General features: G+C 41.6%; 24 protein-coding genes. 11 read left to right on the forward strand and 13 right to left on the reverse strand.

From position 1 onward, the window contains the following. Nucleotides 1-5 precede the first annotated feature (5 nt). The 11 genes from WFH39_RS15840 to WFH39_RS15890 form a co-directional block, all read right to left on the reverse strand. Nucleotides 6-506: a hypothetical protein gene (locus tag WFH39_RS15840; protein WP_336690579.1), complete on the reverse strand. Its 501-nt coding sequence runs from the start codon at nucleotides 504-506 to the stop codon at nucleotides 6-8. Then, nucleotides 481-1,479 carry a hypothetical protein gene (locus tag WFH39_RS15845; RefSeq protein ID WP_336690580.1) on the reverse strand — a complete coding sequence of 333 codons (999 nt, stop codon included), beginning with the start codon at nucleotides 1,477-1,479 and terminating at the stop codon, nucleotides 481-483. Before WFH39_RS15845 ends, WFH39_RS15840 begins: the two co-directional genes overlap by 26 nt. Beyond that, entirely contained in the window at nucleotides 1,479-2,093 is a 615-nt protein-coding gene (locus WFH39_RS15850) for a DUF6046 domain-containing protein (RefSeq protein ID WP_336690581.1), read from the reverse strand. The genes WFH39_RS15845 and WFH39_RS15850 overlap by 1 nt, the downstream gene beginning before the upstream one ends. Before the next feature lie 165 nt (nucleotides 2,094-2,258). Continuing rightward, a complete protein-coding gene (locus WFH39_RS15855; RefSeq protein WP_336690582.1) occupies nucleotides 2,259-2,594 on the reverse strand; it encodes a hypothetical protein in 336 nt (111 codons plus the stop codon). Nucleotides 2,595-2,695: 101 nt separating this feature from the next. After that, a complete protein-coding gene (locus tag WFH39_RS15860; protein ID WP_108409266.1) occupies nucleotides 2,696-3,130 on the reverse strand; it encodes a hypothetical protein in 435 nt (144 codons plus the stop codon). A 1-nt stretch (nucleotide 3,131) separates the two neighbouring features. Continuing rightward, nucleotides 3,132-4,388: a DUF2586 family protein gene (locus tag WFH39_RS15865; RefSeq protein ID WP_336690583.1), complete on the reverse strand. Its 1,257-nt coding sequence runs from the start codon at nucleotides 4,386-4,388 to the stop codon at nucleotides 3,132-3,134. Beyond that, nucleotides 4,357-4,902 carry a hypothetical protein gene (locus WFH39_RS15870; protein ID WP_336690584.1) on the reverse strand — a complete coding sequence of 182 codons (546 nt, stop codon included), beginning with the start codon at nucleotides 4,900-4,902 and terminating at the stop codon, nucleotides 4,357-4,359. The genes WFH39_RS15865 and WFH39_RS15870 overlap by 32 nt, the downstream gene beginning before the upstream one ends. Further along, nucleotides 4,895-5,407 carry a hypothetical protein gene (locus WFH39_RS15875; protein ID WP_336690585.1) on the reverse strand — a complete coding sequence of 171 codons (513 nt, stop codon included), beginning with the start codon at nucleotides 5,405-5,407 and terminating at the stop codon, nucleotides 4,895-4,897. Before WFH39_RS15875 ends, WFH39_RS15870 begins: the two co-directional genes overlap by 8 nt. A gap of 1 nt (nucleotide 5,408) precedes the next feature. Next, nucleotides 5,409-5,864 carry a CHAP domain-containing protein gene (locus WFH39_RS15880; RefSeq protein WP_336690586.1) on the reverse strand — a complete coding sequence of 152 codons (456 nt, stop codon included), beginning with the start codon at nucleotides 5,862-5,864 and terminating at the stop codon, nucleotides 5,409-5,411. Nucleotides 5,865-5,875: 11 nt separating this feature from the next. Next, nucleotides 5,876-6,814, reverse strand: a complete 939-nt coding sequence (locus WFH39_RS15885; RefSeq protein ID WP_108409261.1) for a hypothetical protein — start codon at nucleotides 6,812-6,814, stop codon at nucleotides 5,876-5,878. A 3-nt stretch (nucleotides 6,815-6,817) separates the two neighbouring features. Further along, complete coding sequence (locus WFH39_RS15890; RefSeq protein WP_336690587.1) at nucleotides 6,818-7,978, reverse strand: head maturation protease, ClpP-related; 1,161 nt, start codon at nucleotides 7,976-7,978, stop codon at nucleotides 6,818-6,820. Between the two features lie 222 nt (nucleotides 7,979-8,200). On the opposite strand from WFH39_RS15890, the gene WFH39_RS15895 reads away from it, so the two are divergent. The 7 genes from WFH39_RS15895 (at nucleotide 8,201) to WFH39_RS15925 (ending at nucleotide 16,206) form a co-directional block, all read left to right on the forward strand. Continuing rightward, the gene (locus WFH39_RS15895; protein WP_076396850.1) at nucleotides 8,201-8,632 is read left to right on the forward strand and encodes a hypothetical protein; all 432 of its coding nucleotides are present in this window, start codon (nucleotides 8,201-8,203) and stop codon (nucleotides 8,630-8,632) included. Then, on the forward strand, nucleotides 8,632-10,182 hold the full coding sequence (locus WFH39_RS15900; RefSeq protein ID WP_336690588.1) for a hypothetical protein: 1,551 nt from the start codon (nucleotides 8,632-8,634) through the stop codon (nucleotides 10,180-10,182). Before WFH39_RS15895 ends, WFH39_RS15900 begins: the two co-directional genes overlap by 1 nt. An 11-nt stretch (nucleotides 10,183-10,193) precedes the next feature. Next, the gene (locus tag WFH39_RS15905; protein ID WP_336690589.1) at nucleotides 10,194-10,625 is read left to right on the forward strand and encodes a phage protein Gp36 family protein; all 432 of its coding nucleotides are present in this window, start codon (nucleotides 10,194-10,196) and stop codon (nucleotides 10,623-10,625) included. 22 nt (nucleotides 10,626-10,647) lie between these two features. Continuing rightward, nucleotides 10,648-13,077, forward strand: coding sequence for a phage portal protein family protein (locus WFH39_RS15910; RefSeq protein WP_336690590.1), 2,430 nt, complete (start codon nucleotides 10,648-10,650; stop codon nucleotides 13,075-13,077). Between the two features lie 162 nt (nucleotides 13,078-13,239). Continuing rightward, the gene (locus WFH39_RS15915; RefSeq protein ID WP_336690591.1) at nucleotides 13,240-15,156 is read left to right on the forward strand and encodes a tape measure protein; all 1,917 of its coding nucleotides are present in this window, start codon (nucleotides 13,240-13,242) and stop codon (nucleotides 15,154-15,156) included. After that, nucleotides 15,149-15,658: a phage virion morphogenesis protein gene (locus WFH39_RS15920; RefSeq protein WP_336690592.1), complete on the forward strand. Its 510-nt coding sequence runs from the start codon at nucleotides 15,149-15,151 to the stop codon at nucleotides 15,656-15,658. The genes WFH39_RS15915 and WFH39_RS15920 overlap by 8 nt, the downstream gene beginning before the upstream one ends. After that, a complete protein-coding gene (locus tag WFH39_RS15925) occupies nucleotides 15,655-16,206 on the forward strand; it encodes a hypothetical protein (RefSeq protein WP_336690593.1) in 552 nt (183 codons plus the stop codon). The genes WFH39_RS15920 and WFH39_RS15925 overlap by 4 nt, the downstream gene beginning before the upstream one ends. Here WFH39_RS15925 and WFH39_RS15930 read toward each other — a convergent pair whose 3' ends face one another. Together WFH39_RS15930 and WFH39_RS15935 are read right to left on the reverse strand one after the other, a co-directional pair. Beyond that, nucleotides 16,207-16,734 carry a hypothetical protein gene (locus tag WFH39_RS15930; protein WP_336690594.1) on the reverse strand — a complete coding sequence of 176 codons (528 nt, stop codon included), beginning with the start codon at nucleotides 16,732-16,734 and terminating at the stop codon, nucleotides 16,207-16,209. 2 nt (nucleotides 16,735-16,736) lie between these two features. After that, nucleotides 16,737-16,940: a hypothetical protein gene (locus tag WFH39_RS15935; protein ID WP_108409253.1), complete on the reverse strand. Its 204-nt coding sequence runs from the start codon at nucleotides 16,938-16,940 to the stop codon at nucleotides 16,737-16,739. Nucleotides 16,941-17,507: 567 nt separating this feature from the next. On the opposite strand from WFH39_RS15935, the gene WFH39_RS15940 reads away from it, so the two are divergent. From WFH39_RS15940 to WFH39_RS15955, 4 genes are read left to right on the forward strand one after another with little or no spacing between them, the layout of a single operon-like run. Next, complete coding sequence (locus WFH39_RS15940; RefSeq protein ID WP_336690595.1) at nucleotides 17,508-19,073, forward strand: T9SS type A sorting domain-containing protein; 1,566 nt, start codon at nucleotides 17,508-17,510, stop codon at nucleotides 19,071-19,073. 5 nt (nucleotides 19,074-19,078) lie between these two features. Continuing rightward, nucleotides 19,079-22,528 carry a hypothetical protein gene (locus tag WFH39_RS15945; protein WP_336690596.1) on the forward strand — a complete coding sequence of 1,150 codons (3,450 nt, stop codon included), beginning with the start codon at nucleotides 19,079-19,081 and terminating at the stop codon, nucleotides 22,526-22,528. Between the two features lie 8 nt (nucleotides 22,529-22,536). After that, nucleotides 22,537-26,211 (forward strand): DUF6443 domain-containing protein, encoded by a 3,675-nt coding sequence (locus WFH39_RS15950; RefSeq protein ID WP_336690597.1) that lies wholly within the window; start codon nucleotides 22,537-22,539, stop codon nucleotides 26,209-26,211. A gap of 3 nt (nucleotides 26,212-26,214) precedes the next feature. Continuing rightward, nucleotides 26,215-26,961, forward strand: a complete 747-nt coding sequence (locus WFH39_RS15955) for a hypothetical protein (RefSeq protein WP_336690598.1) — start codon at nucleotides 26,215-26,217, stop codon at nucleotides 26,959-26,961. Nucleotide 26,962: the final 1 nt, after the last annotated feature.

A 26,962-nucleotide genomic window follows, 5' to 3' on the forward strand; every position in this document is an offset into this window, starting at 1 on the left:
AATTTTTAGGTTAAAATTTTGTTTAATGCCTGTTTATTGGTGTTGACAATATCATTTTTAATCTGCATGATTGCCGGAACATCAGGGGTTACCCCGATAGAAACCACCACTTTTGCCAGCTCATCACAGAGTTTTCCGAACCCGTCCTGAAACCCGTTAAGTACTTCTTTTAAATTTTCACCGTCCCGGTTGAACTGAAAACCGGAGCCATCGAAAGTGAATTCTGATTTTTCGTTCCTGAAATAAATCTTTTCAACTTCGCTTAAGGAAAGGACTACTGCCTTATTATTTTTTTGGTAAATACCAATTGTTACTAAGCTTCCTAACTTTGGTATGATAACAAGTTTGTCTGTTTTGTTTTCAACAACCGCATTAAAAGAGCAATCAAAAAATTCTTTTTTATTATCAATGGTTACAACCTGACAATAGTCATTCTCAACCTTGATTACTTTTGCCGTATCTAAAATCACCGGAAACCTGTTAAGTAATTGTTTTAAACTCTCCATCCCTGTACGTTTTTCCTATGTCAATTATTCTTCTGTAACCGCCGGTTGCGCTCATTGTGATCTCCACTTCATCCACGAAATTTTTGGTATTCCTTTCTTCATACTTTTTATCCCGTACCTGTACCACTTGTCCGTGTTCCACCCGCGACCAACCGAAAGAGGTTATAGTACCTTTATACCCGCCTCTTGTTTTAAGGTTCTTAAATCTGTTATCGGTTCGCTCTTTAAGTTCCTCTTTGGTAAGTCCATCTCTATCAGTCCAGTGTTCAATATCGCCGCCTTCTTCACCCGTTTCATAAGTTGTAACCTGACCGCTTTTATTAATACTTTTCGCATAAATTTTCACTTTAGCTTCATCCGGGAATATATATTGCAGGTTGTGATCAATAATATTCTCGCCGTATTCAAACACCGGCTGAGCCTTTGAAACTTTTTCGTCCGAATAGATTTTACCACACACCAGTCGTCCGTCCCTGAAAAAGGTATAAATGCCCGCTTTTTCCTGAAGCTCATTAAAAACCTTGACGGCGGTGGTCTGCTTCATCGAAAAATCTCCGTAGACTTCATCGATACAATCGAGTTCATACCCCGGAGCTACCGCCTGAATAATCTGCTGTACCGTCGCGTTTTCAATGGACACGCTTGTTTCTTTTCGTTTGAGCTGCCACATTTCATCCTCGCAAATCAGTTCATAGGGAATATTAATCCTTGGTGACCGTGCCACATAGCCGGTAAACTCTGTAAACAGCTGCCGGTTGTATCCCAGTCTGATTTCTACCTTATCACCGACTTTTATGAAATTGCCGAGATGCTCCACGGGTTTTAAAATGCCGTTACCGTCATAATAATAGATGGCTTTCGGAAGTTTAATGGTTGCCGTATCGGTAAAGGTTCGCCAGCTTTTTTTAATAGTAATTTCCGTGGCTGCCGTGAACTTTAATGTTCCGATTAGTATTTCAACACAGGGTACCATTACGGGGAGATGATAAAAGGGGTTTTACTTTTTGCCTCCAATTCAAAAGCCTGAATATGCGAGTAGCCGATCGACGGGGTCAAGGTCAGCCTGTGAATGCTCATATAATGAATACCGAGCATCGTTAACAAAGTTCCTTCACATTCAAGTAATGAGGTTTTAAGCTCACAAACCCGTTGTAATTCCTTCACCTGCTGTTCCGGGTAATCGGTACTTTCATAATTGATAATAAGCCCTCTGATGGTCAATTGCCAGTCATCCAGAGCGATTAGCTCCTCTACATTCCCGTCACGCCCGAAAATATCGGTTTCGACAATCTTTTTAGGTCTTATGGGTTCAATGGTTGTTTCCAGTGGAAAAGAATACCCGCCGAAGCGTTCACCGGTTCCTTCAATATAAGAAGGCTTCAGGTCTATAAAATCCCAAACCGGTGTTCCCATGACGGAAACTTTGGCAGGTTCATTATTAGTTGGCAGCACCTGTATATCATCAAAACCGTTAAAAAGTGCATCTGCGACGGTCTGAGTGGCAAACCCAAGTTTAAATGGAAAGTGCTGTTTGATCAGTTCTTTAACATTAATATTATAACTCGACATTTTCTCCTTCTTTTGCATTAGCTCTTTTGTTCTCAAAAAACAGTACCCATTTCAGCTGTTCCCATTTATTCCAGAAGGTCTGGTCGTCCAGTTCCTCCGGGAAAGGAATTTTAAAATGATAGCTTATCAGGGCACTTACTTTTCGGATGAAGTCAAATCCGGCTTCCTTATTGATCGGAAGCCCTAAACTTCCCCCAGTTCCGCTTCTAAAAACTTAATGATTCCCGAAGCCTGTATTGCCGCCGTATCGGCAATATCGCCGCTCATTTTCAGTCGTTCGTCACCGCCAAGCCAGCAGTTATCCCGGATAAATTCCCCGCATTCCAGTATTTTATTCTGCGAATACATGGAAAGGGCGGTGGCTTTGATTTCCCTTCCGGGTGGTTTCAGATAGCCGACAATAGGGTTTCCGTCTTTATCTTTTACCGTCAGCTTGTGGAGCTTATCGGTTTTAAACTTTTTCTTCCACTCTGTGATCTGTTCTGCGGTGATATGACCTTCCTGTGTTTCGTTTTTCATTTCTTTAAGTCTTATTTTTTCAGTTAATTGATTGTTGGTGTCTTTTGATGTAAAGGGGATGCCCATTTCCCGGCATTTGTCCCTTAATTCCTGCCGGCTCATCAGGCTGCAAAGTCTATATCGTGAATGTATAACGGGCTTTCCACCACCAGCGCATCATTGCTTCCCGCTTCCGCCGACCTTCCGTTCTCTTTGAACTTACAGCCGTACAGAACATGACAGACCTGTAACCCGGCATCATCCACATAGGAAACCGTGATCGGGAAAGGCGGGATGTCCTGCAGGGTTTTTCCTTTGGGCAGTTTTGCCTGAATCGCGTCTACCGTTTCACTCAAAAGCCCGATGCTTCCTTCGCAGATTTCATCGCCCTGTGTATATCCGACCGATTTGGTGGTTCCCACGACCTTTACCGGATCAATGGCATCGGTTCTTTTGTATTCTATTTTGGTAACGCCCATGAAGGTCGCCCCCAAAGCGGTAATACGGACATTTCCGTAATTCCTGTATTTTCCGTTGATTCTTGTCTGAGTCACCATTTTATTGAGTATTTAAAGGGTTTCTGAAACCCACTTTCAGGGTAATCCTTCTTCCGATAGCCACCGGAATAAAGGTCAGCAGCACGATAAATTCACTTGTAGCCAGTACGTTTTGCTGCGGGTTGATGTAGGCATCCACACCGCCGCTGATATCTCCGGCTGCCACCATCGGATCAAGTGAAACCTTGGTAATGGTTTCTAAGTCCTTCACCGTTTCAGGAGCCATAAACCCGGTGCTTTCATCGACGTATATACGTCCCTTTACTTTCAGGGTTAATGCTGCCTTGGCGAGCTTGATCGCCTTTTTGATCGTCCTGTTATTTTCCCCATAAGCAAAATCCGAGGTAATTTTAGCACAGGTATGGGTATCGTTGATATAGATTCCCGCGGTGGAAGAAATCCCGCCCAGGTTAACAATGGGCGCAAAATAGATGTACCCTCTATCATCGAGATTATCCAGATCCGTATCCGAATAATCGCTCAGTTTGTTACCGGAACTCAGTCCCGGAATGATAAAGGTTTTCTCATCCACATGGGTTAAGTTAAAATCATTGATCTGTTCCCCCGCGTTCTGTGAAACATCCGCCTTAGAAACCATGGCAGCATAATCCTCCACCGCGGCATAGCCTTTATAGAGGTCGTCCCGGCTGGAAACCTGATAATCGGCACCGATCACCACGGAAATGTCCGGGCATTCGCTTAAAAGCGTTCTCAGATTAAGAGCTGCCGCCGATGTTCCTGAAAAGCTTCTGCCTTCAATATAGATTTCACAGTAGCGGTCTTTTGCCCATTCGGCATCCGCCAGAGCCTGCGCTTTATAGATGGCATCGATACTGTCCTTATCAAGTCCCGTTTCGATAATCGGCGAATGATTTTTATCCGGGTTTAAGGAAACACAAGCCTGAACGACTTCTCCGGCTTTATCACGGAGTAATCTGGCTAAATATTGATTGTCTTTATCCACCATCTGCGTCAGGGTTACGCCCTGAGCCACGGGCATAAAATACACCGTTATGGATGGGTTGTGAACAAAAAAACGTCTCAGCCTTTCATACACCAGTACCTTATTGGTCTGGTCATATTCCTCACTAAGCCCCAATGATTCGACCTCCTGAATATTTTTCAGGGTGTAGATATTTCCCAGTACCATTTCGGAAGTGGCAACGGCATTCATCACGCTGCCGGTTATCATGTCGGCGGAGGGATTCCTTCTCCCAAGCCCGCCGTTAAGCTTTTGTACGATCAGTCTGGGACGCATCTTTCCTGTTTTTTTGGATTGTTGTTTTATTCAAAGTTTCCATCTGTTGATTGGCGGCTTCCAGTTGTTGTTTCAGATTTTCGTTTTCCGCCGCAACATTTGAAAGTTCCTCCAGCCTGGCACCCATTTCGGTCAGCAGGCGGTCTTTTTCTGCGTATTTTTCACGAAGGGAGATAACAGCCGTAACGGTTTCATCCGTGTCAGCGTTTGCCGGTTCGTAGTCCCGGTCAAGATCACAAACCGCCGCCACATCTTCGATAATTCCTTCTAAGACTTTTCGTGCCAGTTCAGAATTGTGCAGAGCCGCCTGCAGATCCGAATCGTCCTCGTCCTCAAACCCTTCACGAAAAAAGACTTCCGGCTCACTTTCAAACCCTCTTAAACCGTGATAATCCTTAGCCGCCTTTTCTTCAAAAAAACACTGTCCGTTTTCTGAAATAAAAATTTTATTAGCCTCCGGGTATTTTTCAAAAAGCGCATTGGCTTTTTCCTGAAATTTCTTTTTATCAGACATGAAGTGAATTTTTAATGGTAATAATGATGACAGACCCAACAAGGAGAAGAAAGATCCCGCCTGCCAGCATCAATATTTTATGATACCATGCAAAGGGCTTTTTGATCTCAACCGGTTGGATACGTTCTTTCAGCCGTGATTCGTAATAAGCCGTAAGCTTTGCTTTGAGCCGTTCTGCTTCTTTACGGCATTCAACGGTCAGCTTTCCGCTTTCGTCCAGGATAACGTCAGGCTTTTGTAACGCCTTACTGTGGTCGTGGTTGTTCGCTCTTTTTTCTCTGTTCTCCTGCTTCGGCTCCCTTAGAACCGGCTTGCCGTTAATGCATTCGATCCATGCATGGTAATACGTAGAATCTGCCTGAACCTCCAGCACCGTATCCCGGATGACCTGTTTTACCACCCGGGTGTCGGTGACTGTTTCCGGCGGCAGTGGTTTCCTGCTTCCACAGGAAACCAACAGCGCCAGACAAAATAAAATAGATATAGCGTTAAAAAAAGATTTCATTTTAGTAGTTTAAATAACCTTTAATCGTCGTTCGCAGGCGTTTTTTCCTGCATACTTTAATCCCCTCACGGCTACCGGCGTCATTGGTATTTCCTTCTATGGTATAAATAAATTCTTTGTCGAAATTTTCAACGAGACCGGTATGCCCTTGCCCTTTGCCAAAATCCATAATAAACACGGATCCGATGGCGGGATTAGAGGATTTTATTTTTTGAGCGGCTTGATTCCAGGCGGCTAAGACACCGCCTGTTTTGATTGCCGTATTATTAACATTCATTGTTTCGGAAGCCTGTCGGAAACACCAATACACGAAAGCCATGCACCACGGGGCGGCAAATCCGAGCCCCACACTGGAGAGGTAGCTTTTAACCGGTTCGCCCCAGTTGGATCCGGGCGGGTTTTCCTGTTTCCCGATCTGTGTAGCCGCAACTTCCAGGGCTTTAATAGATAATTTCATGGTGAGTGTTTTTAACCGTTATCAGAAATGATGGCTCCAAAACCGTACTCCTGCTTTTTATCACAAAGCCCGTATCCCTGCAGTCTGAATTCAGACTCCGGATCTGCATTGGTGGTATCCTGATATTCCGGTTTGTAAAGGATTTTGAGCTTCTCCAAATGCCAAACCGTATTGGGTGAATAGAAAAAGGTAGAGGCATACTGGTCGCCATCTTCTTTAATGGATCCCCTTGCCTTCAGTTCCCCTGTCGGCGAATACAGGGGAGCCGCGTTATTTTCCCACATCCTTATTTTATAGAACCTTTTAAACTCCCCGGTGTCTTTGTCAAATTCCAGATTATCCCTGTGGTTAGCAGTTCCGGCTTTATCAATTTTAAGGTCTGAGCGGTGTTCCGGGTTCAGGATCATATTCCAGAAATTGGGGGATTCCGAGGTATCGTCATCAATAAGGTTCAGCACTTCAATTTCATTGTAAAAATTGATCAGATCCTGAAACGTCAGCCTTTTTCTTCCGTTGAATACGGCTCCTGTGGTTCTTAATACCGGCATGGCTCCTGAAACATGATGAGCCGGTGCCAGTTTGTTTAAAACATAATCACGAACTCCGATTCTAAACCCTTGTGAATGCTTAACACGGACTTCCGATCTCTTATCAAATGCCAACGCCCTGATCTCGGCATCGTTGACTTTTGTCGGGTCGGTATCCAGTTTGTCCCAGGGAATAATGCTGTTTTTACCGCTCATGGACTTTGCCGTAAACGGAGCCGTATTATTGACATAAAAACCCACATTATTGATGAGTTTATTCTGGCGAAGACCGTCCGCTGTTTTCGCTCCCTCCGGTGCCGGCTCCAGTGCCGCCAGAAATTTATCGTTATAGTTTCTGAACTCTTTCAGTAATTGGGGAGCTACAAATTTGTTCAGGTATAACCCGTCTATTAATTCTGCCATTTTTTAGTCTTCAAATTCGGCGTTAAACAATTTTTCAAATTCTTCTCCGGCTTCTTCATTAAGCCTTTCCAGACCTTTCGGGTCTTTTTCCTGCCACTCGGAGAACGTCCATTTTTCACGTCCGTTGAACAGTTCGTGTCTGTCTCCGTCCACCACTGATTTTTGTCTTTCTAACCCCGCATTGGGATCCGGTTTGCCGGACATTCTTTCGAGTGATTTTGCTACGAGGGCATAATTTTGGGTGGCATCCTTGATCCATTCGTCCTTTTCGGCACCCGTGATCTTACCGGATTTTAAGGCTGCGGAAATCAAAACTTCCGCCTGTGTTTCCTTAAATTCCTTTAGTTCATTTTCGAGCGTATCGGTTCTTTTTGCCTTGCTGAACAGTTCTTCCAGATGCTGCTCAAATTCTTTATCCGAAGATGAAGCGGTTAATTTTCCCGCCAATCCTGCCGCAGCTAAAGCGGCGAAAATTGCTTCCTTTTTCATTTCAGTATGTTGATTAATATTATTGTCCTCAGGGGGTTCAGGATACAGGTTAAAGCATTCAAAGGCTTCTTCCGGAGTTTTGTTTGTGATATTTTCGGCTTCCTGCCCAGTTTTTCTTTTTTTGGTAGGCTTAACCACCCGGTCACAAATTCCCAGTTCTAAGCACTTATCGGAACTCAGCCAGTGATCCTGCCCGGAATCGAACCAGTTTTTAATGGTCTTTTCATCCGCTTTTGTTCTTTCGCCAAAGATTTTCCCGAGCCTTTCCTCGCAGTTTTCAATCTGCTGAATCCCGTTTTTAAAATCATTTTTATTTCCGAAACATCCTGCGGTTACCGCGTGCATCATAAAGAATGCGTTATCGTTCATCTCGATTTCGTCACCGGCAAGGGCGATCACTCCGCCCATGGATGCTGCCATCCCTTCCACAATGACTTTGGTATGTCCTTCTGAATTCAGGATCAGGTCATAAATGGCGAGCCCCTCATACACAGAACCGCCCCCGCAGTGCATTCTTATGGTTAAATCACTATTGTTTTGCAGTGCATCCCTGAAAACCTGTTGGAACCTTTTATAGTCGAACTCATCATATTTTCCGATGTACCCGTACATCCTGATTTCGGCACTGCCGGAAACCTGATTTTTGAGTTCATAATGAAAGGGCTTTTTAGACATTTCTTTGATTTTGATAAGGCAAAGATTGGCTGAAAAACACCCCGAAAAAAGCTGACGGTTAGCGGCTGAATATTTTCATACAGTGGTTGTATATTTTCATACAGCCACTAACAGCCGGCTTCGGTAAAGTCCTTATATAAAGCAATTTTGCTTCATATATAGAAGGAATGAAACCGAAAATTGAGGTTGCATCCGACCGAATTAAAAATTAAATACCTACGGATGAATGAAAAGAAAAAGCTGACCAATGACGAGAAATATTCTATAGCTCAGGACTTGTTTCTGGAAACGGACAAAACACAGAAAGAAATCGCAGAAATCATTCACGTCACAGAAAAAACGCTGGGTAAATGGAAAACCGAGGGCGAATGGGATTTGCTTAAAAGCGCATCAACGGTTACCGCCCGAAAGATCATCGAAAACCTGTATAAAAAGGCGCACGCCCTGAGTGAAGATCCCAAAAGCAAACCCAATGATATCATTCAGATTGCCAACAGCATTGAAAAGCTGTCGAATAAAAAGGTAACCATCAGCCAGATCATTAATGTATTTAAGGATTTCACGACATACGCCTTTACTCAAAACGCAGAACTGGCAAAGGAAATCAACCTTTTGCAAAAAAAATACGTGGACTATAAAATCGGGGAAAAGTAATGTCGGCAATCACCATCACGAAAAGGGATTATAACGAATGGCTGGAGTTCTGTTCACAGGTTCAGAACAGTGCCGCCGTTGCCTTTAATGATACCGAGGAAACACAAAAATTACGAATTAAAAGGGCATTAACCGATTATAATTATTTTGTTAAAACCTATTTTGAATTGTATGCCGATGCGGACTGCGCAGACTTCCATATAGATTTTGCCAACGCCTGCCTTGCGGATCCGAACTTTTTCGGAGTTGCCGAATGGGCGCGGGAACACGCCAAATCTGTTCACCTGACGATTATTATTCCGATGTGGCTTATCGCCCATAAGCAATTAACAGGAATGCTTTTGATGGGGAAAAATGAGGACGACGCGTGTAACCTGTTATCCGATCTTCAGGCACAGCTGCAATACAATAAACTTTTTGCCCACGATTTTGGGGAGCAGTATAATTTCGGGTCATGGGAGGACGGGGATTTTACCACAAAAGAAGGAATCCGGTTTCTTGCCTTTGGTCGTGACCAGTCCCCGCGTGGGGCAAGGGAAAACGAAAAACGTCCCAATTACGGTGTGGTGGATGACGTGGACGATGACGACATTGTCCACAATCCAAAAAGGGTGGATAAAGTGGTGAAAAAGATTTTAGGAGCCATGTATTTTGCCCTCAGCATCAAAGGGGCGCGTTTCGCGATGGGCGGGAACCGTATTCATCATAATTCTATCCTTGCCAATATCGTGGGAGATACCAAACCCGGAGCGAAAAAAAGAGAGGACATTTACCATTCCAAAGTAAAAGCCATCGAAAACGGAAAGCCCGCATGGTGGCAGCGGTATTCATTGCAGGAACTCCTGCGGAAGATCGCCAAGGCGGGAACCGTTCTTGCCAAGCAGGAATTTTTCCATGAAACGGATATTGAAGGCAAAATCTTTAAAAACAAATATTTCCGTTTTGCCAAACTTCCGCACCTCTCCAAAATGGATATCATCATCGGATATTTTGATCCGAGTTTTGAAAACAGCCAGACTTCGGACTTTAAAGCCGTATCGGTTTGGGGACAGGACAGGTTCAAACGCTACTGTATTAAAAGGTTTACCCGTAGATGTGAACTCGAGGACGTTTTCGAGTGGATGATCAAAGTTGAGAAAAACCTGCCCCCCGGGGTGGGGATCATCTGGTATATGGAAAAACAATTTTATACCCGACCGGTAAAGAAAGCCCTTAGACGTGCCTGTAAAAAATACAAATACCCGCTTAGTGTCCTGACCGACGAAAGACAAAAACCCAATAAATATACCCGTATGGTAAGAATGGAGCCGGAATACTCCTCCGGAAATGTGGTCTACAATGTAGAGGAAGAAAACGATCCGGATATGGTGGAAGGGAATTTACAGGTCAAAGGAATAGAACCGGGATATAATACCGCGGACGACGCTCCGGATGCCGACGAAGGCGCGTGGTTCTTTCTGGATCAGTTTGTTGTTTCTGATTCGGAAGACTGGAACGAAGACGCTCTCGGTATAGGAAAACACGAAAGAAACAACGATAACGCTTATTAAGAATTATAACAATGCCTTTTTTAACAGAAACCGACTACGAAGTACAGATCCGGAACTGGATCAGACAAATTATTATCCAAAGGAAAGAAGATGTTCAGCACCAGGCGGAGCTTGCCGCTCAGGCGGAAATGGAAAGCTACCTGAGACAGCGGTATAATGTAGCAGCAATTTTTTCCGCTGCCGGAGCCGACAGGAACGCGCTTATTATTATGTATATGGTAGATATTGCCATTTACCACCTCCATGCCAATGCCGCCGCGGATGTCATTCCTGAACTGAGGATCATGCGTTACAACGCCGCTAAAGACTGGCTCAAAGCCGTTGCCAAAGGGGATATTTCGCCGGATTTGCCGGAAAAACCCAACGAGGAAGAAGGCGGCGAAGGAACCGGAAACCAGGTGATCGAATTCGGAAGCAACCCTAAATATTCAGAGCGCTATTAATTACCCTTTACATACGATACAAATGAAATTTAAAATACAGGCAGTCACTGATTTTTTACACAATGCCTTCGGTGGCGGTAAAGATAAAGACTACGAAAGAGCCGTCACCCGGATGGTGGATGCGATCAAACGTCAGCGTACCTTATATAATAAGGAAATCAAAGACTGGAAACTGGCAAAGGCGGCGGCAATAGATCCCATGCTTCCACGCCGTAAAATGCTTATTGACATTATGGAGGAAGTGTTGGACGATCCTTTTATTTACGGGCGCAGCGAAACCCGTAAGCTCAGGGTTTCCAATAAATCGGTTGCCATTGTCGATAAAACCGGGGAAGTTAACGAAGAAAAAACCAGGCTCATCCAAAAACTGTGGTTTAAAAACCTGATCAAATATACCCTTGACAGTATTTATTTTTCTTATACACTTATGTACCCGAAGGAACTGGACGAAAATGGATTCATTAAAAAACTGTCTTTTGTGTACCGGGATCATATCGTACCGGAAACCACCGAGCTGCTTATTAATCCTTATGATCTGCAGGGCGAAAACTTTAGCGAAGGAAACCTTAAAAAATGGACGCTATGGGTACATCATGAGCATTCCATAGGACTTTTAAACAAGGCAATCCCGTTATGGATTTTTAAAAAGCATTCATGGCAAAACTGGGATGAGTTCGAGGAAATGTTCGGAATTCCGATGCGTACGGCAAAGGTGGCTTCCACGGATCCACGCGTAAAAAAGGAAGTGGATAAATGGTTAAAAGATTTGGGTTCTGCAGGATGGGCAAGATTCCCCGAAGGGGTGGAAATCGATATTAAAGAATCCAACAGCCGGGACAGCTTTAATGTATTTAATGAAAAAAGAAAAGCCTGTAACGAGGAGCTTGCCAATCTTTTTGACGGAAATTCCGAAACGGCAAAAGACACCGGAAGCCGGGCTAAAACCGGGGAAATCATTAACGGCACTCAAAAGCTCATCACCATGGATGATGAAACCTTTGTGATGTTTTTTATCAATGATGATGTCCTGCCGTGGCTCCGCGGGCTGGGTTATCCTTTTGACGAAAACGACACCTGTATTTGGAATGACAATGAAAAATTAACGCCGAAGGAAAGACTCGAAATTTTCAAGGGAGTTAAAGATTTGGGGTACAAAATCAAAAAGGAACAGATCGAAACCGAGCTGGATGTTGAAATTGTCGGAGAAGTTTCCGATGGTGAGCCCCCGCAGCCTATTCCACAAAACAGGTATATAAATTTTAATACGGGGCGGGCAGCCCCGGCAGGGATGAATGATTCCGTTTCTCATTTTCCGGAAAATATTCGGGATATAACACCTGCGGAAGAAAAATTTTTGCGGCAGCTGTATGAAAACCCCGGAACCATCAATTGGAGCTACAACGAATTTAAGGCATCGCATACCCCTTTGTTAGAGGCAATAAAGCAGGGATTCGGGAAAATGAACTTTGATTTTGACAGTACCGACCACCGCCGGATGAGGGCTTGGATGAATAATATACACCGGTTCGGAGTAGACAAAACACAGGCGGAAGTCTACGAGCTTAATGAGATGTTAAAGGATCCGGAAGTAAAAAGTTTTAATGATTTCAGAAATAAGGCAAAATCAGTATTTCCGAACTATAAGGAATTGTATCTGAAAACGGAATGGGATCACGCCAGCGCCACATCTAATATGGCGGCTCGGTATCTGGAAATGATGGACGATGTAGAAATTGCGCCTTACTGGAGATTGAACGCCATTATCGATGACGGAACGACGGTGATTTGTCGGAGTCTGGACGGGAAAGTCTTTGACAAAAGGGATCCTGATTCATGGAAATTCCTGCCCCCGCTTCATTGGAAATGCCGCACCGACGCTGAGGACGTTTTCGATGATTACGACGGGGAAATTACAAGCTTTGGCGATGCAGTACAAATTGATCCTGACGGCTGGGAACGGATGCAGAAACAGGGCTTTGATGTCAACTGGGGAGACAGTGATCAGGTCTTTACCCGCGCCCAAAGCTATTTAAAAAAGCTGCCGCAAGATACCAAACCTATTGATGTGGACGATTTGGGCATTACGGATTACGGGCTTTCAGAATGGGCAAAAGTCAGAAAAAATACCTACCCCGAAAAAGCGGTTACCATAAAAAGCCATATCGACAAAACAGGAATGGCAAGGGTCATCACAGCGGAGAACCTCCCTGTGTGGATTGATGCCATGACCGTGCAGTCCGATGATATGCTCTTCACGCAGATCCGCGAAACGCTCATCAGTCCCGACGAAGTCTACTGGAGTGATTCAACGGCAGTTCCGCAGACAGTTTTCTTACGGTTTTATAGGGACGGAGCCCTGAAAGTAACCACGGAGTCTGTCCGGGTTACGGCATATGAGTGGATCAGTGATCCCGATACTGTCCGCAGAGGGCTGCTGGTAGGACAAAAATAAAACCTCCGCAAGGGAGGTTTATACTCTTAATGAGTTGAAGAAATGAATGAATAAATGAGATAATAAGCGAAGGATTATAATTTCACTTGTTATAAATCATGGATAAAAATAAGAAAATAATCCGGAATACCACCGGCACAACGAACATTTTTATTACCTGTTATGAACGGTTTACAATATGCACTGGATCTGATTGACCGCTCGTTTTCCAACGGGATCAGCCGCGCACGAAATGAAACAAGGGGGCTTGACAATGCCGTCAATACTGCCAACAGCGGGATCGGGAGGTTAAGAAATACCGGACAAAGCACTTTTAGCAGTCTCGCGCAGTATGCAAAGAGTGCCGGGATTGCCATTCTTGCCGCCTTGTCGGTGGGTGCGGTAATCAACTTCGGAAAAGAGATCACCGGGATTACTTCCAAATTCGAGGGAATGGAAAATGCCATTGTCTTTGCCTCCGGGCAGCAGGGAGCAAAAAATATAGCATTTCTTGATACAACGATAAAAGACCTTAGCCTTAATATGGAATCTTCTTACAAGGGATTTCAGACCTTAACGGGATCCCTCAAAGGGACTGCCCTCGAAGGACAGGCAACGCGGGATATTTTCGAGGCGGTCGGAATTGCCGCGTCGGTGATGAACCTCTCGGCGGAGCAGAGCGAAGGGGCATTTTTAGCACTTTCACAAATGGCTTCCAAAGGGAAAGTTTCTGCCGAGGAACTCAGGGGACAGTTGGGGGAAAGGATTCCGGGCGCGTTGGGGATTGCCGCCCGTGCTATGGGAATGACGCAGGCACAGTTTAACGAAATGTTAGACAGTGGTAAAATTATGGCGGAGGATTTTCTGCCCAAATTTTCAAAAGAATTAAAAAATACTTTTGAGGGGGGCTTACCTGCTGCCATGAACTCGATGCAATCCGCCATCAACAGGCAGGAAAATGCCTTAACACAGTTTAAGCTTAAAACCGGAGAAACATTCCGTCCGCTAATCATTGGTGTATTGGATGCCGGAAATTACCTGTTCGGGTTCCTCTCGGAGATGATGAACTACACCGAGCCGGTTAAAAATGCCCTTTCAGGGGTAGCGGATGCTTTTCAGCCTGTGATTGACGCAATCCGAAATAGTGGCTTTCCCAAGCTTTCGGGGGAAACCAACTTTGCGAAATTGGCAATGGAAGGTATCGCCGGGGTGATCAGGTTTTTAACCCCGCTTCTTGAATTGCTTTTTAAAATTATCGGCGGGGTTGAAACTGCATTTAATGATGTCCGGAAAGCTTTAATGGAAAACATTACGGCAATGTATGAGTCAGGAAATGCGGCGCAGCTTCTTTCCAACGTTATAGGAGTGCTGACGCGGGTTTGGGAGCTTATTGCTCCGGCAGTTCAGTATGCCGGTGAAATACTGGGGGCAGCTATTGGGGTTATACTAAAGGCTGTTGATGCCATTTTCGGAATTATCAACGCCTTATATGCATGGGAGAAAAAAATTACCGTCATTCAAAGAGTATTAAACGCATTTACCGGAAATGTGCATTCTGTTTTTAAAAGCATCCGGGATATTGCGGTTAATATTTTAGGAGGTGTAGGCGATTTACTGGTGGGTATTTTTACCCTTGATACCGATAAAATAAAATCAGCACTCTCCAAAGGTTTTAATGTTATAAAAGAAACCGGGATTTTAATTCCTAATGCGATGAAAGGAGCTTATGAAGGATGGAATAAAGAACTGGAAAAGCCGGTTAAAAAAGCCGTTAAGATCACCACCCAAAACAAAATAACTGCAGCAGCCAGTATTCCGCCGCCTTCCGGCTTGGTGCCACCGGGTGGAAAACCTGCCGCGGCTTTAGATCCGCAAAACGGAGGTAACGCGAAAGGTAAAAAGGACAAAGCCAAAAATTCCCTGTCCGGTGCCGGAACCGGCGGGGACGGAAAAAAAATGATTTTCAATATTCAGTCTTTTGTTAAGGAATTGACCATTAAGACCACCAACATTAAAGAGAACCCGCAGGAGATCAGAAAAGTATTGGAACAGATATTTAATGAAATGATCGCCGATATAGAAATCAGAGCCAATGCGTAGGGAGAATAATGCCCAGGAGTTCGACAGGCTCCGCGCAAAATACAGGAATTTTAAAAGAACCATTCCGCAGAAAGCCGCCATTACCATGGTGAATTTCTTTAAACGAAATTTTAACGTTGGCGGCTTTGTGGATGTTCCTTTCCAGAAATGGAAAAAAAGCAGCTATCCCGGAGCTAGAACCACAATGGTACGTTCCGGGAATACGCGCAGGGAAATTAAAAAAATACAGGTCTCGGAATCGCGCGTGGTCGTGGGAATAGGGAACCATAACCATTATGCCAAAATCCATAATGAAGGGGGAAAAATTTTGATCACTCCCAAGATGCGCAGGTTCTTCTGGGCAAAATATAAGGAATCAGAAAAAGAATACTGGAAATGGCTCGCCCTCACCACAAAAACACATATTGAGATCCCGCAGAGAAAATTTATTGGTGACTCAAAAGCACTCGAAAAAACACTGGATCGAATGATACTGTCAGAACTTAAAAAAATAATCTCATGAGTATAAAAGGAATGGTATTTAAAGAAATATCCGACCATCTCGAAGCTCAGGTGGAGGAATTGATCTATATTGATAAAGACCGCGGGCAGATTGAAAAGGAAAATATTGTCATGGTTCCCAAACCCGCTGTTTTAATCGCTTTTATGCGTTTCGATTGGTCAGACATGGGAAATGGAATTAAAGTGGGAAAAGGCATTGTCCGTGTGCGTGTAATTTGTGAGAATTATGCTGAAAGCTATACGGGGAGTATAGATCAGGAACTGGCACTGGCTTTTTTTGATCTTAATGAAAAAGTGGATGCCGCACTGGAAGGATTGAGCGGTACAAAATTCAGTGAATTAAAAAAGGTGGCTGACGAGGACGACCTGGATCATAACAATGTTATTGTAACGGTTTACGAATATGAAGCAACGATTACCGACGATACGAAGGCGGACTGTTCCAAAATGATAAAGGTCGATGCCAAGCCGATTGTGAAATATACTGCAAAAGAAAACCTGCCGGAAAAGCAGGTTAATATTCAGTCTGATTTTATTGTTAAAATGTAATTATTTATAATAATCTTTTGCCGTGGTAACGACTATTTTTGACTGTCCGTTGGTTCCTACTGAGAGGGCAGCGACATCGGATAAAAAACGAGTCGTCACCGTCTCACCCGGCTTGGTATCTTTAAAATTGACAGCTCGGCTCCAAAAGTTTACATAAAATTTAATGATATATTCAGTGTCACCCCAGATTTCCATTTTAGTAATAATGGGATACTTGTGACTTGATACCTTCTTGTAATATTCCTTGATGTAGATTAGTGACTGCTTTTCGTTTCCTGATATTATGTTTTTTATATATCGTCTTTGCCAAAATATACCTGAAGCGTTACTTTTATATTTATCATCGAAGACAAACCCCATTCTGGTTAAAAGCCCTTCATAACCATAGCCACCTTTGTTAGAGGTATCTACATTTGTCATCAGCCATTCAAAATCATTCCCCGCAGCCGCATAAATATCGTCGTTGGTTAAAGAAGTCTGAGAATAAAAAATAATTGGAAATAGTAAAAGGATTATTAGTTTTTTCATCATTACAGGTTTTTATAATGTCCGGTTTTTCTGATAATAAGCCAGATGGTATCTCGTTCCAGTGATCCTATATATTCCTCTTCCAGTAATCCCAGCGCATAATCACTGTCGTAATGTTTCGTATCGGTATAATAAGCGAAGCGTCTGCGAATACGGTCGTTTCGCTTGATTATTTTGTCCTGTTTTGTAAGTTTTACTTCTGCCATAATTACAAATGTAAAAAGTATTCTCTTTCTATGCAAGCCGGCTTTTTTTTCGGTCAGGTGATTTTTAAACCTGAAATTACCGTAAAAATATGGTGATTCTGTTTTAAGAAATATTACTTACATTTGAAGCATAATTTTAACGAAACAAGCGTAAGCTATCATTTAGGTATTAGAAAACTGCGAATCTTCTATAATATCCCTAAAAATGATAGACTTACGCCCGTGTACCTATATCGGGCGCGGGCGGAGTCTTTCTGGGATATTGGGTTCTTCGCAGTACCTCTAATACGGATTGACTTTTGCTCCGCGCCTTTCTTTATTATTACACCTAAAGATTTTTTTTGCAGTTGAAATGCATTTCAATAAAATACGACACGTTCTGCCGTTCTGCGAATATATCTTTGCTGCCAGGAAAAAAAACAACATTTAAAACAAGCAAAATGGAAATAAACAACCGGTCAGGATAAAATGATTCTGATAAATCCAAACCCAAAATATGGGGTTTTTACGGATTGCAAGTAACACACAATTAAAAATATATTAGCAACTTAAAATTTGATATTCACAATGAAAAAAGATTATGCAGGCGCACTTCTTTTGTGCGCACTCCTGGGAGGTTTTTCGTCTGCCCAGGAAGTGGTCTGGCAGAAAGACATACCGTCTTCCACGCAGGAGTTCCTATCACAAATTACCACCACGATTGACCAGCAGTATTTAATAACCGGCAGCAGCATCCGTCCTTCGACAAGCTCAGGAACCACACAAAACAGAGGGTATGACCTTCGTCTGATGAAACTGAATCAGCAGGGAGAAACTGTGTGGGAAAAATATTTCTCGGGTAACAACCACGATTTTGCGGCTTCCACGGTCAGCACCCAGGATGGAGGTTTCGCAGTACTTGTTACGTCCAGTTCTTCAAAAGGGTTTGATAAAAAGGAGGATTCCAAAGGCGGATCAGATTTCTGGCTTATCAGAATCAACGAATTTGGGGATGAATTATGGCAGAAAACCATAGGCAGTACTGCGGATGAAGAAGCAAGGGCGGTGATTCAGACTACGGATTTGGGATTCTTTGTCGCCGGCAATGTGCAGAACTCACCGAAAGGCTATGGCTCGAAAGATGTACTGGTGGTACGGCTGGATAAAAGCGGAAAAGAACTCTCCCAATTAATTTTAGGCGGAAAAGGATTGGATGAAGTGGAAAAAATGATTCCCACCAAAGACGGTGGAGCCTTGTTAGGGATCTATTCCAGAAGCAACCTGGGCGGTTTAAAAAAGACGGAAAACTATGGCGAGGGGGACTATTATATTGTAAAACTCAGTAATACAGGACAGATCCAGTGGGAAAAGAATTTCGGAGGAAAGGGCGACGATCATGTAAGAACACTGGCACTGACTTCAACAGGCTACCTGCTCGGAGGGGAATCCAGATCGGAAAGATCGGGAAATAAATCCGTTGGTATTGAAGAAGGAACCGATTTATGGTTGGTGGCTATTGATTTAAACGGAAATGAGCAGTGGCAGAAATCCTACAACTTTAAAAACAGGGATGTTCTGATGGGAATGAGTGTCATTGCCGGGAAGCAGGAAGACGGAGGCGGGAAGTCTAAAGGCATTCTCTTAGGCGGTTACACACAGGCGGAAGGCAGGATTGAAAATGATGACGAGACTTTCTGGATGCTGTATCTCGACCAGAATGGAAACGAGCAGTGGAGAAAGCATGTGAAGGGAGAATCCCGAAAAAAAGAGGAACGGTTATCTGATATTAAGCTGAACCGTGACGGATCAATTGTACTCGCAGGCACAAGCGCAGAAGAGCTGGGGAAAGAAAACTGGAAGATTATGAAGCTTGGGGACAGACAGGTTGACCAGCTGATCGAAAAGCAGGATATCAGGATCTACCCGAACCCGGTAACGGATTATGTGTACGTGGAGCTTGGGTTTGAGGGCTTGAGAGAAGGAGCGTTTGAAGCGGAGATTGCGGTATATGATATGGGCGGAAGAAAGCTTGAAACGGTAAAAACAAAAAATAAGATCACCAGGATCAACACCCAGCCTTTGATTCAGGGGGCGTATCTGGTGGTGGTGAAAACCAATGACAAAACGGCGAATGCCAAATTGATTAAAAAATAAGACAAATGAAGAACAATAAAACTTTCACATTACTATTTTGTTCTGTAATTTTATTTGTTAATGCACAACAAAATAATTTACTCACAAACCCTACCAATATAAACAAGAGCACAAATGTAGTTCCGCCCACTCCACAGGCTGATGAAATGACACGCTATGGAAATCAGCCGTTAAATGAATATAAAGGAATGGCACAGATTAATATTCCATTAGCTGAAATAAAAGAAAAAAATATATTTAATGCCATTGAACTAAGATATTCAAAATTAGGAGTGAAGGTGAATGATCTATCAAATAATGTTGGGGTAAGCTGGTTGCTCGATGCAGGAGGTGTAATTAGCAGAACGATTAATGATCTTCCTGATGAAATGCAGCCCGCTTCAAACAGATTGATATTTAGTACGTCATCCCAAATTGAGAATTTAGTGAATATTCCGGACGGGTCATCCAATTCCTCTTTGATCAAATCATATTTTACAGACGATTCTTATGATAATGAAATAGACATTTTCAGTATATCGGTTAATGGATTATCCGGAAAATTCTATCTTGATAAAAATTTAAATCCCGTATTAACTACGGATAGCCATCAATTTAAATTAGAGACTATTGGAGATTTTAAAGTAACCCATCAGTTTGTACTGACAACCAATGATGGAATAAAATACTATTTCGGAGGAGAGAATGCAATAGAAAAAACATGGATACGCGAAGCGCCTGCATTTTCCGGATACACAAGCTTTTACCTTACGAAAATTAATGATCCTGAAAATAATGAAATTACTTTTGAATATCAGGATATAGGTGGAAAATCGTTTTTAAACTCAACGATAGAGAAGAAAATACTGCGCTCTCTGGAGCTAAATGGTACTGTTTGTCAGGGATTTGGATCCGGTTCTGTACCAAGCTATGTCAACGAAAACAATATTCTAAGAATCAATGGTGCAAAAGTGTTGGTGAAAATAAAAGGAAAAGAAAAAACGATTCTTTTCAATTACAATAATTTAAACGGTTCTTTTTATAATAAAATCTCGTCAATTGATATTGTTAATAATTTTTCTGATAAAAAATCTAAACGTATAAGTTTTGAATATCTTGATCAGTATTCAACAGCAAATCCTTCATTACTCGAACGATTTTTTTTAACAAAAGTAAAGCAGTATAATTTTCAAGGTGATAATCCTGTATTTGACAATGAATATTCCTTCACGTATGATGACCCGACCGGTCTTCCTGATAAATACAGCAAAAGTGTTGACGTTTTCGGATATTTTAACAGTAAATCCAACTCTACATTAATTCCGGACTTAAGATTATTAGGGAATACCAGCTTTTCTTATCCAACTACGGATCTTTTTAGTTACGCAGATCGAACTTCCGATTTTACATCTGCAAAAAAGGGGACTCTTACATCCATTATCTATCCGACAAAAGGAGCCACTTTTTTTGAGTACGAAGCCAGACCTCAAAAATATCCTGTTTTGCAGTATAAGTACGGTGAAGTCGAAAATACACCCTACAATACTCCCTTAACAGAGTACACTGCAACATTAAATGGAAATAATATAATGAATAATAATATTACGGTAGATCTTACGATAACACAAAATGAAATTTATTCTTTAACCGGTTATCTTGAGGTGAGTTTCAAAATTATAGAAGAGAGTACAGGGGCTGTGTTAAAGAATGAAATCATTTCATTACCCCAGACTACCCAAGAGGATATAGACAATAATTACAGAACAAAAAGTGGAAATTTTGGTTTTCAAACAGATCCAGGTAAGAACTACATTTTGAAATTGTCTTTGGTACCCAAACCAAATGTTAACTATCGGGGCGAGTTTACGGTTTCATACAGTGATGGATATGCAAGCCAGAATATAACCGGCTTAAGATTAAAAAGGACATATGATGTTGATGAAAACAATACTGTTACGAACATTAAAAGAATATATTACTCTTCTTTTCAGGATATAGGCAATATAAATATTTTGCCCACAACCCTTTATCCAAATAGCTATATCACATCACAATATACAGCAGAATTTTGTAGTGGAGGAATGGTCTTAATTCCATTAGCTTATTATCATGAATTTGAATCCTCAGAACCTGCAGGTTCTTTTTCTGATTATTTTTTTAACCCCACTTACCCTAGCGTTACCATTAGTTATGGAGGAGATAATTTTGAAAAAGGTGGAGAGCAAAAAAAATTTGCTGATAATTACCATCAGGATCAGTTCGTTGTGAGAACACCTTTAATGCCTGTATTTGGTGATGGAAGTTATCAGAACTTTTTCGGTGGTATGGGGTATCTTGGAAGTCTGACTTCAAACTCAATTAATATACTGGATAAAAGCTTTTCTTATGATGATTTTAATGGAAAAATACTTGAGAACAGAGTTTTTTCAAGATTATCTTCCGGGCAGCTCTCTCTTGTGAAAAGAACTTCAAATACATATGACCTAAAGACTCTGAAAACTGCATATGATTTACGGGGAAAAGAAGTCTATACTCTGTTGTCTTCACATCAAAATTTACCGCTGGAATCAATTCTATCAAACTACAGCATGGTTTCATTGCCTAAGGAAAGCTATTATTCATTGCTTTCCAGTACAAAAAATACCGAATATTATGAGTATGTACCTGTACATACGCAAGATGACTCTTCATACAAAAAGCTGATGACCACTACGGAGTATGTATATGACAGTAATTCTCATTATCAGCTTACTTCTCAAAAAACGGTGATGTCTGACAATACCATTCAGCAAACCACCTACTCCTACGCCCACGAAAAAAACAACCAGTTGATGATCTCTAAAAACATGATCGGCATCCCTTTGGAAACCACCGTTACGCAAACTGTTGGCGGTGTTACCAAAACACTGGGCAAAACAGAAACGGTGTATCCGACAGCTCTTTCTACACCACAGACCGGAAATCTGGTGTTGCCATTGTCTGAGAAGTCGTATGATAAACTGAATAACACGATGTCTACGGATGTAACCTATGATAAATATGATGACAAGGGAAATATCGTTCAGTATACCGAAAAAGACGGAACTCCTGTAACTATTGTATGGGGTTATAATCAGACTGAACCGATTGCCACTATTGAAGACATCACCTATGACCAGCTTACAGCTACCGTTTCAACCAACGCCATTGTTTCTGCTTCTAACGATGATGCTTCTGATCCAAGTAAAGAAGGTCTTCTTTTAAATGCGCTGAATGATTTCAGAAAATTACCGGCTCTTTCAGGAAAGAAAATAACAACTTATACGTATGATCCACTAATTGGAATGACCAGTAAAACTTCATCACTAGGAGTTAGACAAATATTTGTCTATGACATGGCAGGGAGACTAAAAGAGGGAAATATCAGAGTAAAAAATAATTCAGGATCATACATTCAGGAAACTTCTCAAAAGAATAATTACAAATTCAAGCAATAATCACAGAAATGAAAAAATATTTAATATCAAAAGGATTGTCCTTGTTAGGTGTATTGCTCGCAGGGATGTCTTTTGCACAATCCAATGAAAATTATGTGCAGTCTATAGGCTGTCTGAATCATGATTGTACAAAAAAATCGGAAACCATTACCTATTTTGACGGTCTGGGAAGACCTAAGCAGATCATTAATGTAAAAGCCACTGCTACCGGAAAAGATCTGGTCATGCCGGTAACGTATGACGGATTCGGAAGACAGGCAAAGAATATATTGCCCGTTCCTGTGGCTTCTCAAAACTCTTCCATCCATACCGGAATTACCGATGAAACCGCTGCCAATGCATATTACGGCGCTTCCAATGCTTTTACGGAGAAGGAAATTGAGAATTCCCCTTTAGACAGGGTATTGCAGGAAGCGAATCCGGGAGAGGAATGGAAAATGAGTTCGGGAAAGACAAAGAAATATAAATACGAAACCAATATAGGAAACGAAGTTAAAGCTTTTGTGACAAACACTTCAACCAATACAGTGAGCGGTGTTTCCAATACGGTTTCTTCAGTATCACTTTCTTCTGCCAATTCAGGATTTTATCCCGCAGGAACACTGTATAAAAATACCGTAACCGATGAAGACGGAAATTCTGTTATCCAGTTTGAGAACGGAAGAGGGCAAACAGTTTTGATCCGTAAGAACGACGGTTCGCAAAACATCGATACCTATTATGTTTTTAATGAGTATAACCAGCAGGCTTTCATCATCACACCGAAGGCGGTAAAACAGATCGAAGATAATAATAACCTCATTACGGATGCGATTTTAAACGAACTCTGCTACCAATATCGTTATGACGGAAAAGATAGGCTCGTGGAGAAAAGATTACCGGGCAGAGAATGGGAATTTTTAGTTTATGATAAGCAAGATAGGGTCATCTTGGCTCAGGATGGTATTTTAAGAACAACCACCAATAATTTCGGAAGCAAAGGCTGGCTTTTCACCAAATATGATGAATCCGGAAGAGTCGTTTATACCGGTTTTTTTGCCAATACCGCTACAAGGCAGGCAATGCAAAGCGCATTGAACAATATGACGGCGAATGCGTATAATAACGAAAAAAGGACGACTACATCTTTCAATTTGCAGGGACTGGATGTGTATTACAGCAAACAGGCATTCCCAACGGGAAGCATGACACTGCTTTCGGTTAATTATTATGATACTTACCCGCCTGAAGCTCCGGCTGTACCACAGACTATTTTAGGGCAGTATACCCTGCCACAGACACTGGATGCCAATAATGATGCTTCTACCAACGGAGTTCTCACGGCTTCTTATGTGAAAAATATTGAAGACAACAACTGGACGAAAACCTATAGTTATTACGATTCTTTTGGAAGGGTTATCGCCACCAAAAGCACCAACCATCTCGGAGGATATACCAACACCGAAACTGAGCTGGATTTTACAGGCGTTCCTTTAAAAACAAATACTTTCCACCTCAGAAAGCAGGGCGAAACCGGAGTAACGGTTATGGAAAGATTTGTATATGATGACCAGAACAGGCTTCTGAAACATTTTCATCAGGTAGACAGTAATCCTGAGGAACTGCTTGCCGAAAACACCTATAACGACCTCTCGCAGATTGTAAATAAAAAAGTAGGTTCTACTTCGGGTTCTGCGCCTCTACAGAGTATTGATTATAATTACAATATCCGTGGCTGGCTTACCGATATCAATAAGAACCAGATGGCAGCTGCCGATCTTGGCGGAAAACTGTTTTCTTACAAAATAAAATACACCAATCGTGACGGCATCCAGAATCCGGATTCTTCACAGTTTCCGGGGAAAAATGTAGTTCCGAAATACAACGGAAATATTGCGGAGGTAGACTGGAGAGCCGTAGAATCTATTGGTGCAAATCCATCAACAACACCGAAAAGATATGGGTACGCGTATGACAGGTTAGACAGATTAACGGCAGGCTTTTACCAAAATCCGCAGAATCCTTACAGCAAGGAAAATATAGAGTCTCTGGTGTATGATCTGAATGGGAATATTTCCAGTCTTTACAGGACTTCGGTGATGGAAAACGGAAGCACTACGGCGACGGTAATTGATAACCTTACCTACGACTACACTGGAAACAGAGCAACCAAAATTAAAGACATCAGCGGAAACTCTACCGGATATGAAGGAGTAGCAGGAAATACCATTGGGTATGATGTGAACGGAAACATGAAAAATATGATCGATAAAAGCATTACAGCCATCGGTTATAATTATATGAATATGCCCAACTCGTTAACGATTAATCTGGGACAGCTAACCACCGATATTGCCACAAAATATAGAGCAGACGGAAGCAAGGTAAGAAAAGAAACTACGAAAACTTCGATAGGAATTACAGGGACAACTACCACTAAGGAAACAACGGATTATCTGGATGGTTTCCAGTATTTCAGTACAACAGGCGGAAATACAGGCGGTGGCGGAAGCACGGAAATGATGATGGCTTCAAGAGCTTTTGAGCCGCAGGCTTTTAGCTTGGTTGATCCTACAGGTACCAGTACACTGCTTACCATAAAGACTCCCGACTTACAATTCTTCCCGACGGCAGAAGGGTTTTATGATTATGTAAAAAATCAATATATTTACCAGTATAAAGATTTACAAGGAAATGTAAGGCTTTCTTACGCAAGAAACAGCGCAGGAGCTCTTGAAATTGTCGACAATAATGATTTCTACCCATTCGGGATGAATCATCTGAAAACGGGGAATGCGTATTTTGGAGGGGGTTCCTACAAAAACTACAAATTCGGAAAAAAGGAATTACAGGAATTTGGAGCCTATGATTTCGAAGCGCGTATCTATTGGCAAGATTTACCAAGAATGGGACAAATGGATCCATTGGCGGAAAAAATGCCAAGTTGGTCACCCTACACCTATGGATTTAATAACCCAATTAGGTTTGTGGATCCCGATGGAAATGAACCCTTAGATACTGTAGAAGATTGTTGCAGTGAAAAATCGAACTTTCAATTACAAAGAAGTGATGCCGATGATGCAGCTGCTTTGGTAGAAATGATTGGAGGTGGAATTCAAAGTGCAAGAGCGGCAGCTGCAAATTTAGCAGGAACCTTAATAAATTCTGTAACAGGTGATAAGTATAGAAACAGATATGAAGTTGATGGTGCGACTTTAATTTTAGTAACAGGTGTTCCGAAGCAGACAACTAAGGAAAAACTGGTTAATTCTGCATGGGACTTAGGAACACTTGCCTTAACTGCTGCAGGAGGTCCAGAAGGTGCCTTAATGGCGCAAGGAGGAAAAGCACCTGCTATAAAAGCTATCGAAGAAGTTAGATCGGCTGTAAAAGCTGTCAATGGGAATTCAAAAGCGAGTACAAGGGCTCAACACGTTTATGGGATTGTTAATAAAACTACTCAAGGAATAGAAAAAGTTGGAATAAGTGGAGGTAAGATCTCAAAAGCAGGAAATTCATATCGAGCTACGAAGCAAGTGAATAAATTAAATAGCGAAGGAGGAAATTATACCCAAAAAATACTTAAAAATATACCTGGAGGAAAAAACGCAAGAGCAAAAGCTTTAGAAGCAGAAATAAAATATACAAATAAAAATAAAGCTACAATAAACCCAAGAATACATAATAGACCAAAACCACAATAAATTATGACTTTATATTATATACACTTAGGGCTAGATTACAATGATTATATTCTTAATGATAATGAACTACGTTTTGAATTTCAAAAACATACTAATTTCATTGACGATTATTTCTCAAAAGCTGTAAGGAAACATCGTTTTATAACGGATGGAACATTTAAGATGATTGCAGTATCACCGACTGAATTTGGTATAAAACCAAATAGAATTGTACCAACTGATGTTTTAGAAGTTAATGTACCTTTCGATAGAAAAAGGTATGAAGAAGTAAAAGGTTCTGAAGATTTCAATTATTATTTAGAGTTATTAGAACAAGGATTTAAAAAAGCTTCTAATTCAAAGGAAATTCCTCTTGATATTTTGCTGAATCTAATAAAAGAATTTAAGGAAGGCGGTTGTAAAAATGAATGGTTGCATAAAAAGAAACAATTTAAAAAAAATGATTTAGAAGTCAAATTAATATGTGAATTCACAACAAATTATTTTCAATTAAAAATCAGTATATCGCAAATTTCAACGAAAAAAGAGTTGATTAATGGGATTATTGCTCAAACTGAACCTGGAAATTCAATACATGAAGGTTTATTCAAAGACATAATTATTGATAAAGATATAATCATTACTGATAAAGCAGATGCTCCACGATTTGAAATAAGTATTAATAAAGCTTTAGAGGGAAAATTAAAATATAAAGTCTTTGGCGATAAAGAATTAAAGGAAATTTTATCATATAGGCTCAAAAATTCATGAT

This window comes from Chryseobacterium sp. MMO-72 (genome assembly GCF_037146035.1).
GTDB lineage: Bacteria > Bacteroidota > Bacteroidia > Flavobacteriales > Weeksellaceae > Chryseobacterium > Chryseobacterium indicum.

Bases quoted from the DNA above. Each gene is read 5' to 3' on its own strand.
- WFH39_RS15840 (WP_336690579.1), bottom strand. From the start codon at position 506: ATGGAGAGTTTAAAACAATTACTTAACAGGTTTCCGGTGATTTTAGAT.
- WFH39_RS15845 (WP_336690580.1), bottom strand. From the start codon at position 1,479: ATGGTACCCTGTGTTGAAATACTAATCGGAACATTAAAGTTCACGGCA.
- WFH39_RS15850 (WP_336690581.1), bottom strand. From the start codon at position 2,093: ATGCAAAAGAAGGAGAAAATGTCGAGTTATAATATTAATGTTAAAGAA.
- WFH39_RS15855 (WP_336690582.1), bottom strand. From the start codon at position 2,594: ATGAAAAACGAAACACAGGAAGGTCATATCACCGCAGAACAGATCACA.
- WFH39_RS15860 (WP_108409266.1), bottom strand. From the start codon at position 3,130: ATGGTGACTCAGACAAGAATCAACGGAAAATACAGGAATTACGGAAAT.
- WFH39_RS15865 (WP_336690583.1), bottom strand. From the start codon at position 4,388: ATGCGTCCCAGACTGATCGTACAAAAGCTTAACGGCGGGCTTGGGAGA.
- WFH39_RS15870 (WP_336690584.1), bottom strand. From the start codon at position 4,902: ATGTCTGATAAAAAGAAATTTCAGGAAAAAGCCAATGCGCTTTTTGAA.
- WFH39_RS15875 (WP_336690585.1), bottom strand. From the start codon at position 5,407: ATGAAATCTTTTTTTAACGCTATATCTATTTTATTTTGTCTGGCGCTG.
- WFH39_RS15880 (WP_336690586.1), bottom strand. From the start codon at position 5,864: ATGAAATTATCTATTAAAGCCCTGGAAGTTGCGGCTACACAGATCGGG.
- WFH39_RS15885 (WP_108409261.1), bottom strand. From the start codon at position 6,814: ATGGCAGAATTAATAGACGGGTTATACCTGAACAAATTTGTAGCTCCC.
- WFH39_RS15890 (WP_336690587.1), bottom strand. From the start codon at position 7,978: ATGTCTAAAAAGCCCTTTCATTATGAACTCAAAAATCAGGTTTCCGGC.
- WFH39_RS15895 (WP_076396850.1), top strand. From the start codon at position 8,201: ATGAATGAAAAGAAAAAGCTGACCAATGACGAGAAATATTCTATAGCT.
- WFH39_RS15900 (WP_336690588.1), top strand. From the start codon at position 8,632: ATGTCGGCAATCACCATCACGAAAAGGGATTATAACGAATGGCTGGAG.
- WFH39_RS15905 (WP_336690589.1), top strand. From the start codon at position 10,194: ATGCCTTTTTTAACAGAAACCGACTACGAAGTACAGATCCGGAACTGG.
- WFH39_RS15910 (WP_336690590.1), top strand. From the start codon at position 10,648: ATGAAATTTAAAATACAGGCAGTCACTGATTTTTTACACAATGCCTTC.
- WFH39_RS15915 (WP_336690591.1), top strand. From the start codon at position 13,240: ATGAACGGTTTACAATATGCACTGGATCTGATTGACCGCTCGTTTTCC.
- WFH39_RS15920 (WP_336690592.1), top strand. From the start codon at position 15,149: ATGCGTAGGGAGAATAATGCCCAGGAGTTCGACAGGCTCCGCGCAAAA.
- WFH39_RS15925 (WP_336690593.1), top strand. From the start codon at position 15,655: ATGAGTATAAAAGGAATGGTATTTAAAGAAATATCCGACCATCTCGAA.
- WFH39_RS15930 (WP_336690594.1), bottom strand. From the start codon at position 16,734: ATGAAAAAACTAATAATCCTTTTACTATTTCCAATTATTTTTTATTCT.
- WFH39_RS15935 (WP_108409253.1), bottom strand. From the start codon at position 16,940: ATGGCAGAAGTAAAACTTACAAAACAGGACAAAATAATCAAGCGAAAC.
- WFH39_RS15940 (WP_336690595.1), top strand. From the start codon at position 17,508: ATGAAAAAAGATTATGCAGGCGCACTTCTTTTGTGCGCACTCCTGGGA.
- WFH39_RS15945 (WP_336690596.1), top strand. From the start codon at position 19,079: ATGAAGAACAATAAAACTTTCACATTACTATTTTGTTCTGTAATTTTA.
- WFH39_RS15950 (WP_336690597.1), top strand. From the start codon at position 22,537: ATGAAAAAATATTTAATATCAAAAGGATTGTCCTTGTTAGGTGTATTG.
- WFH39_RS15955 (WP_336690598.1), top strand. From the start codon at position 26,215: ATGACTTTATATTATATACACTTAGGGCTAGATTACAATGATTATATT.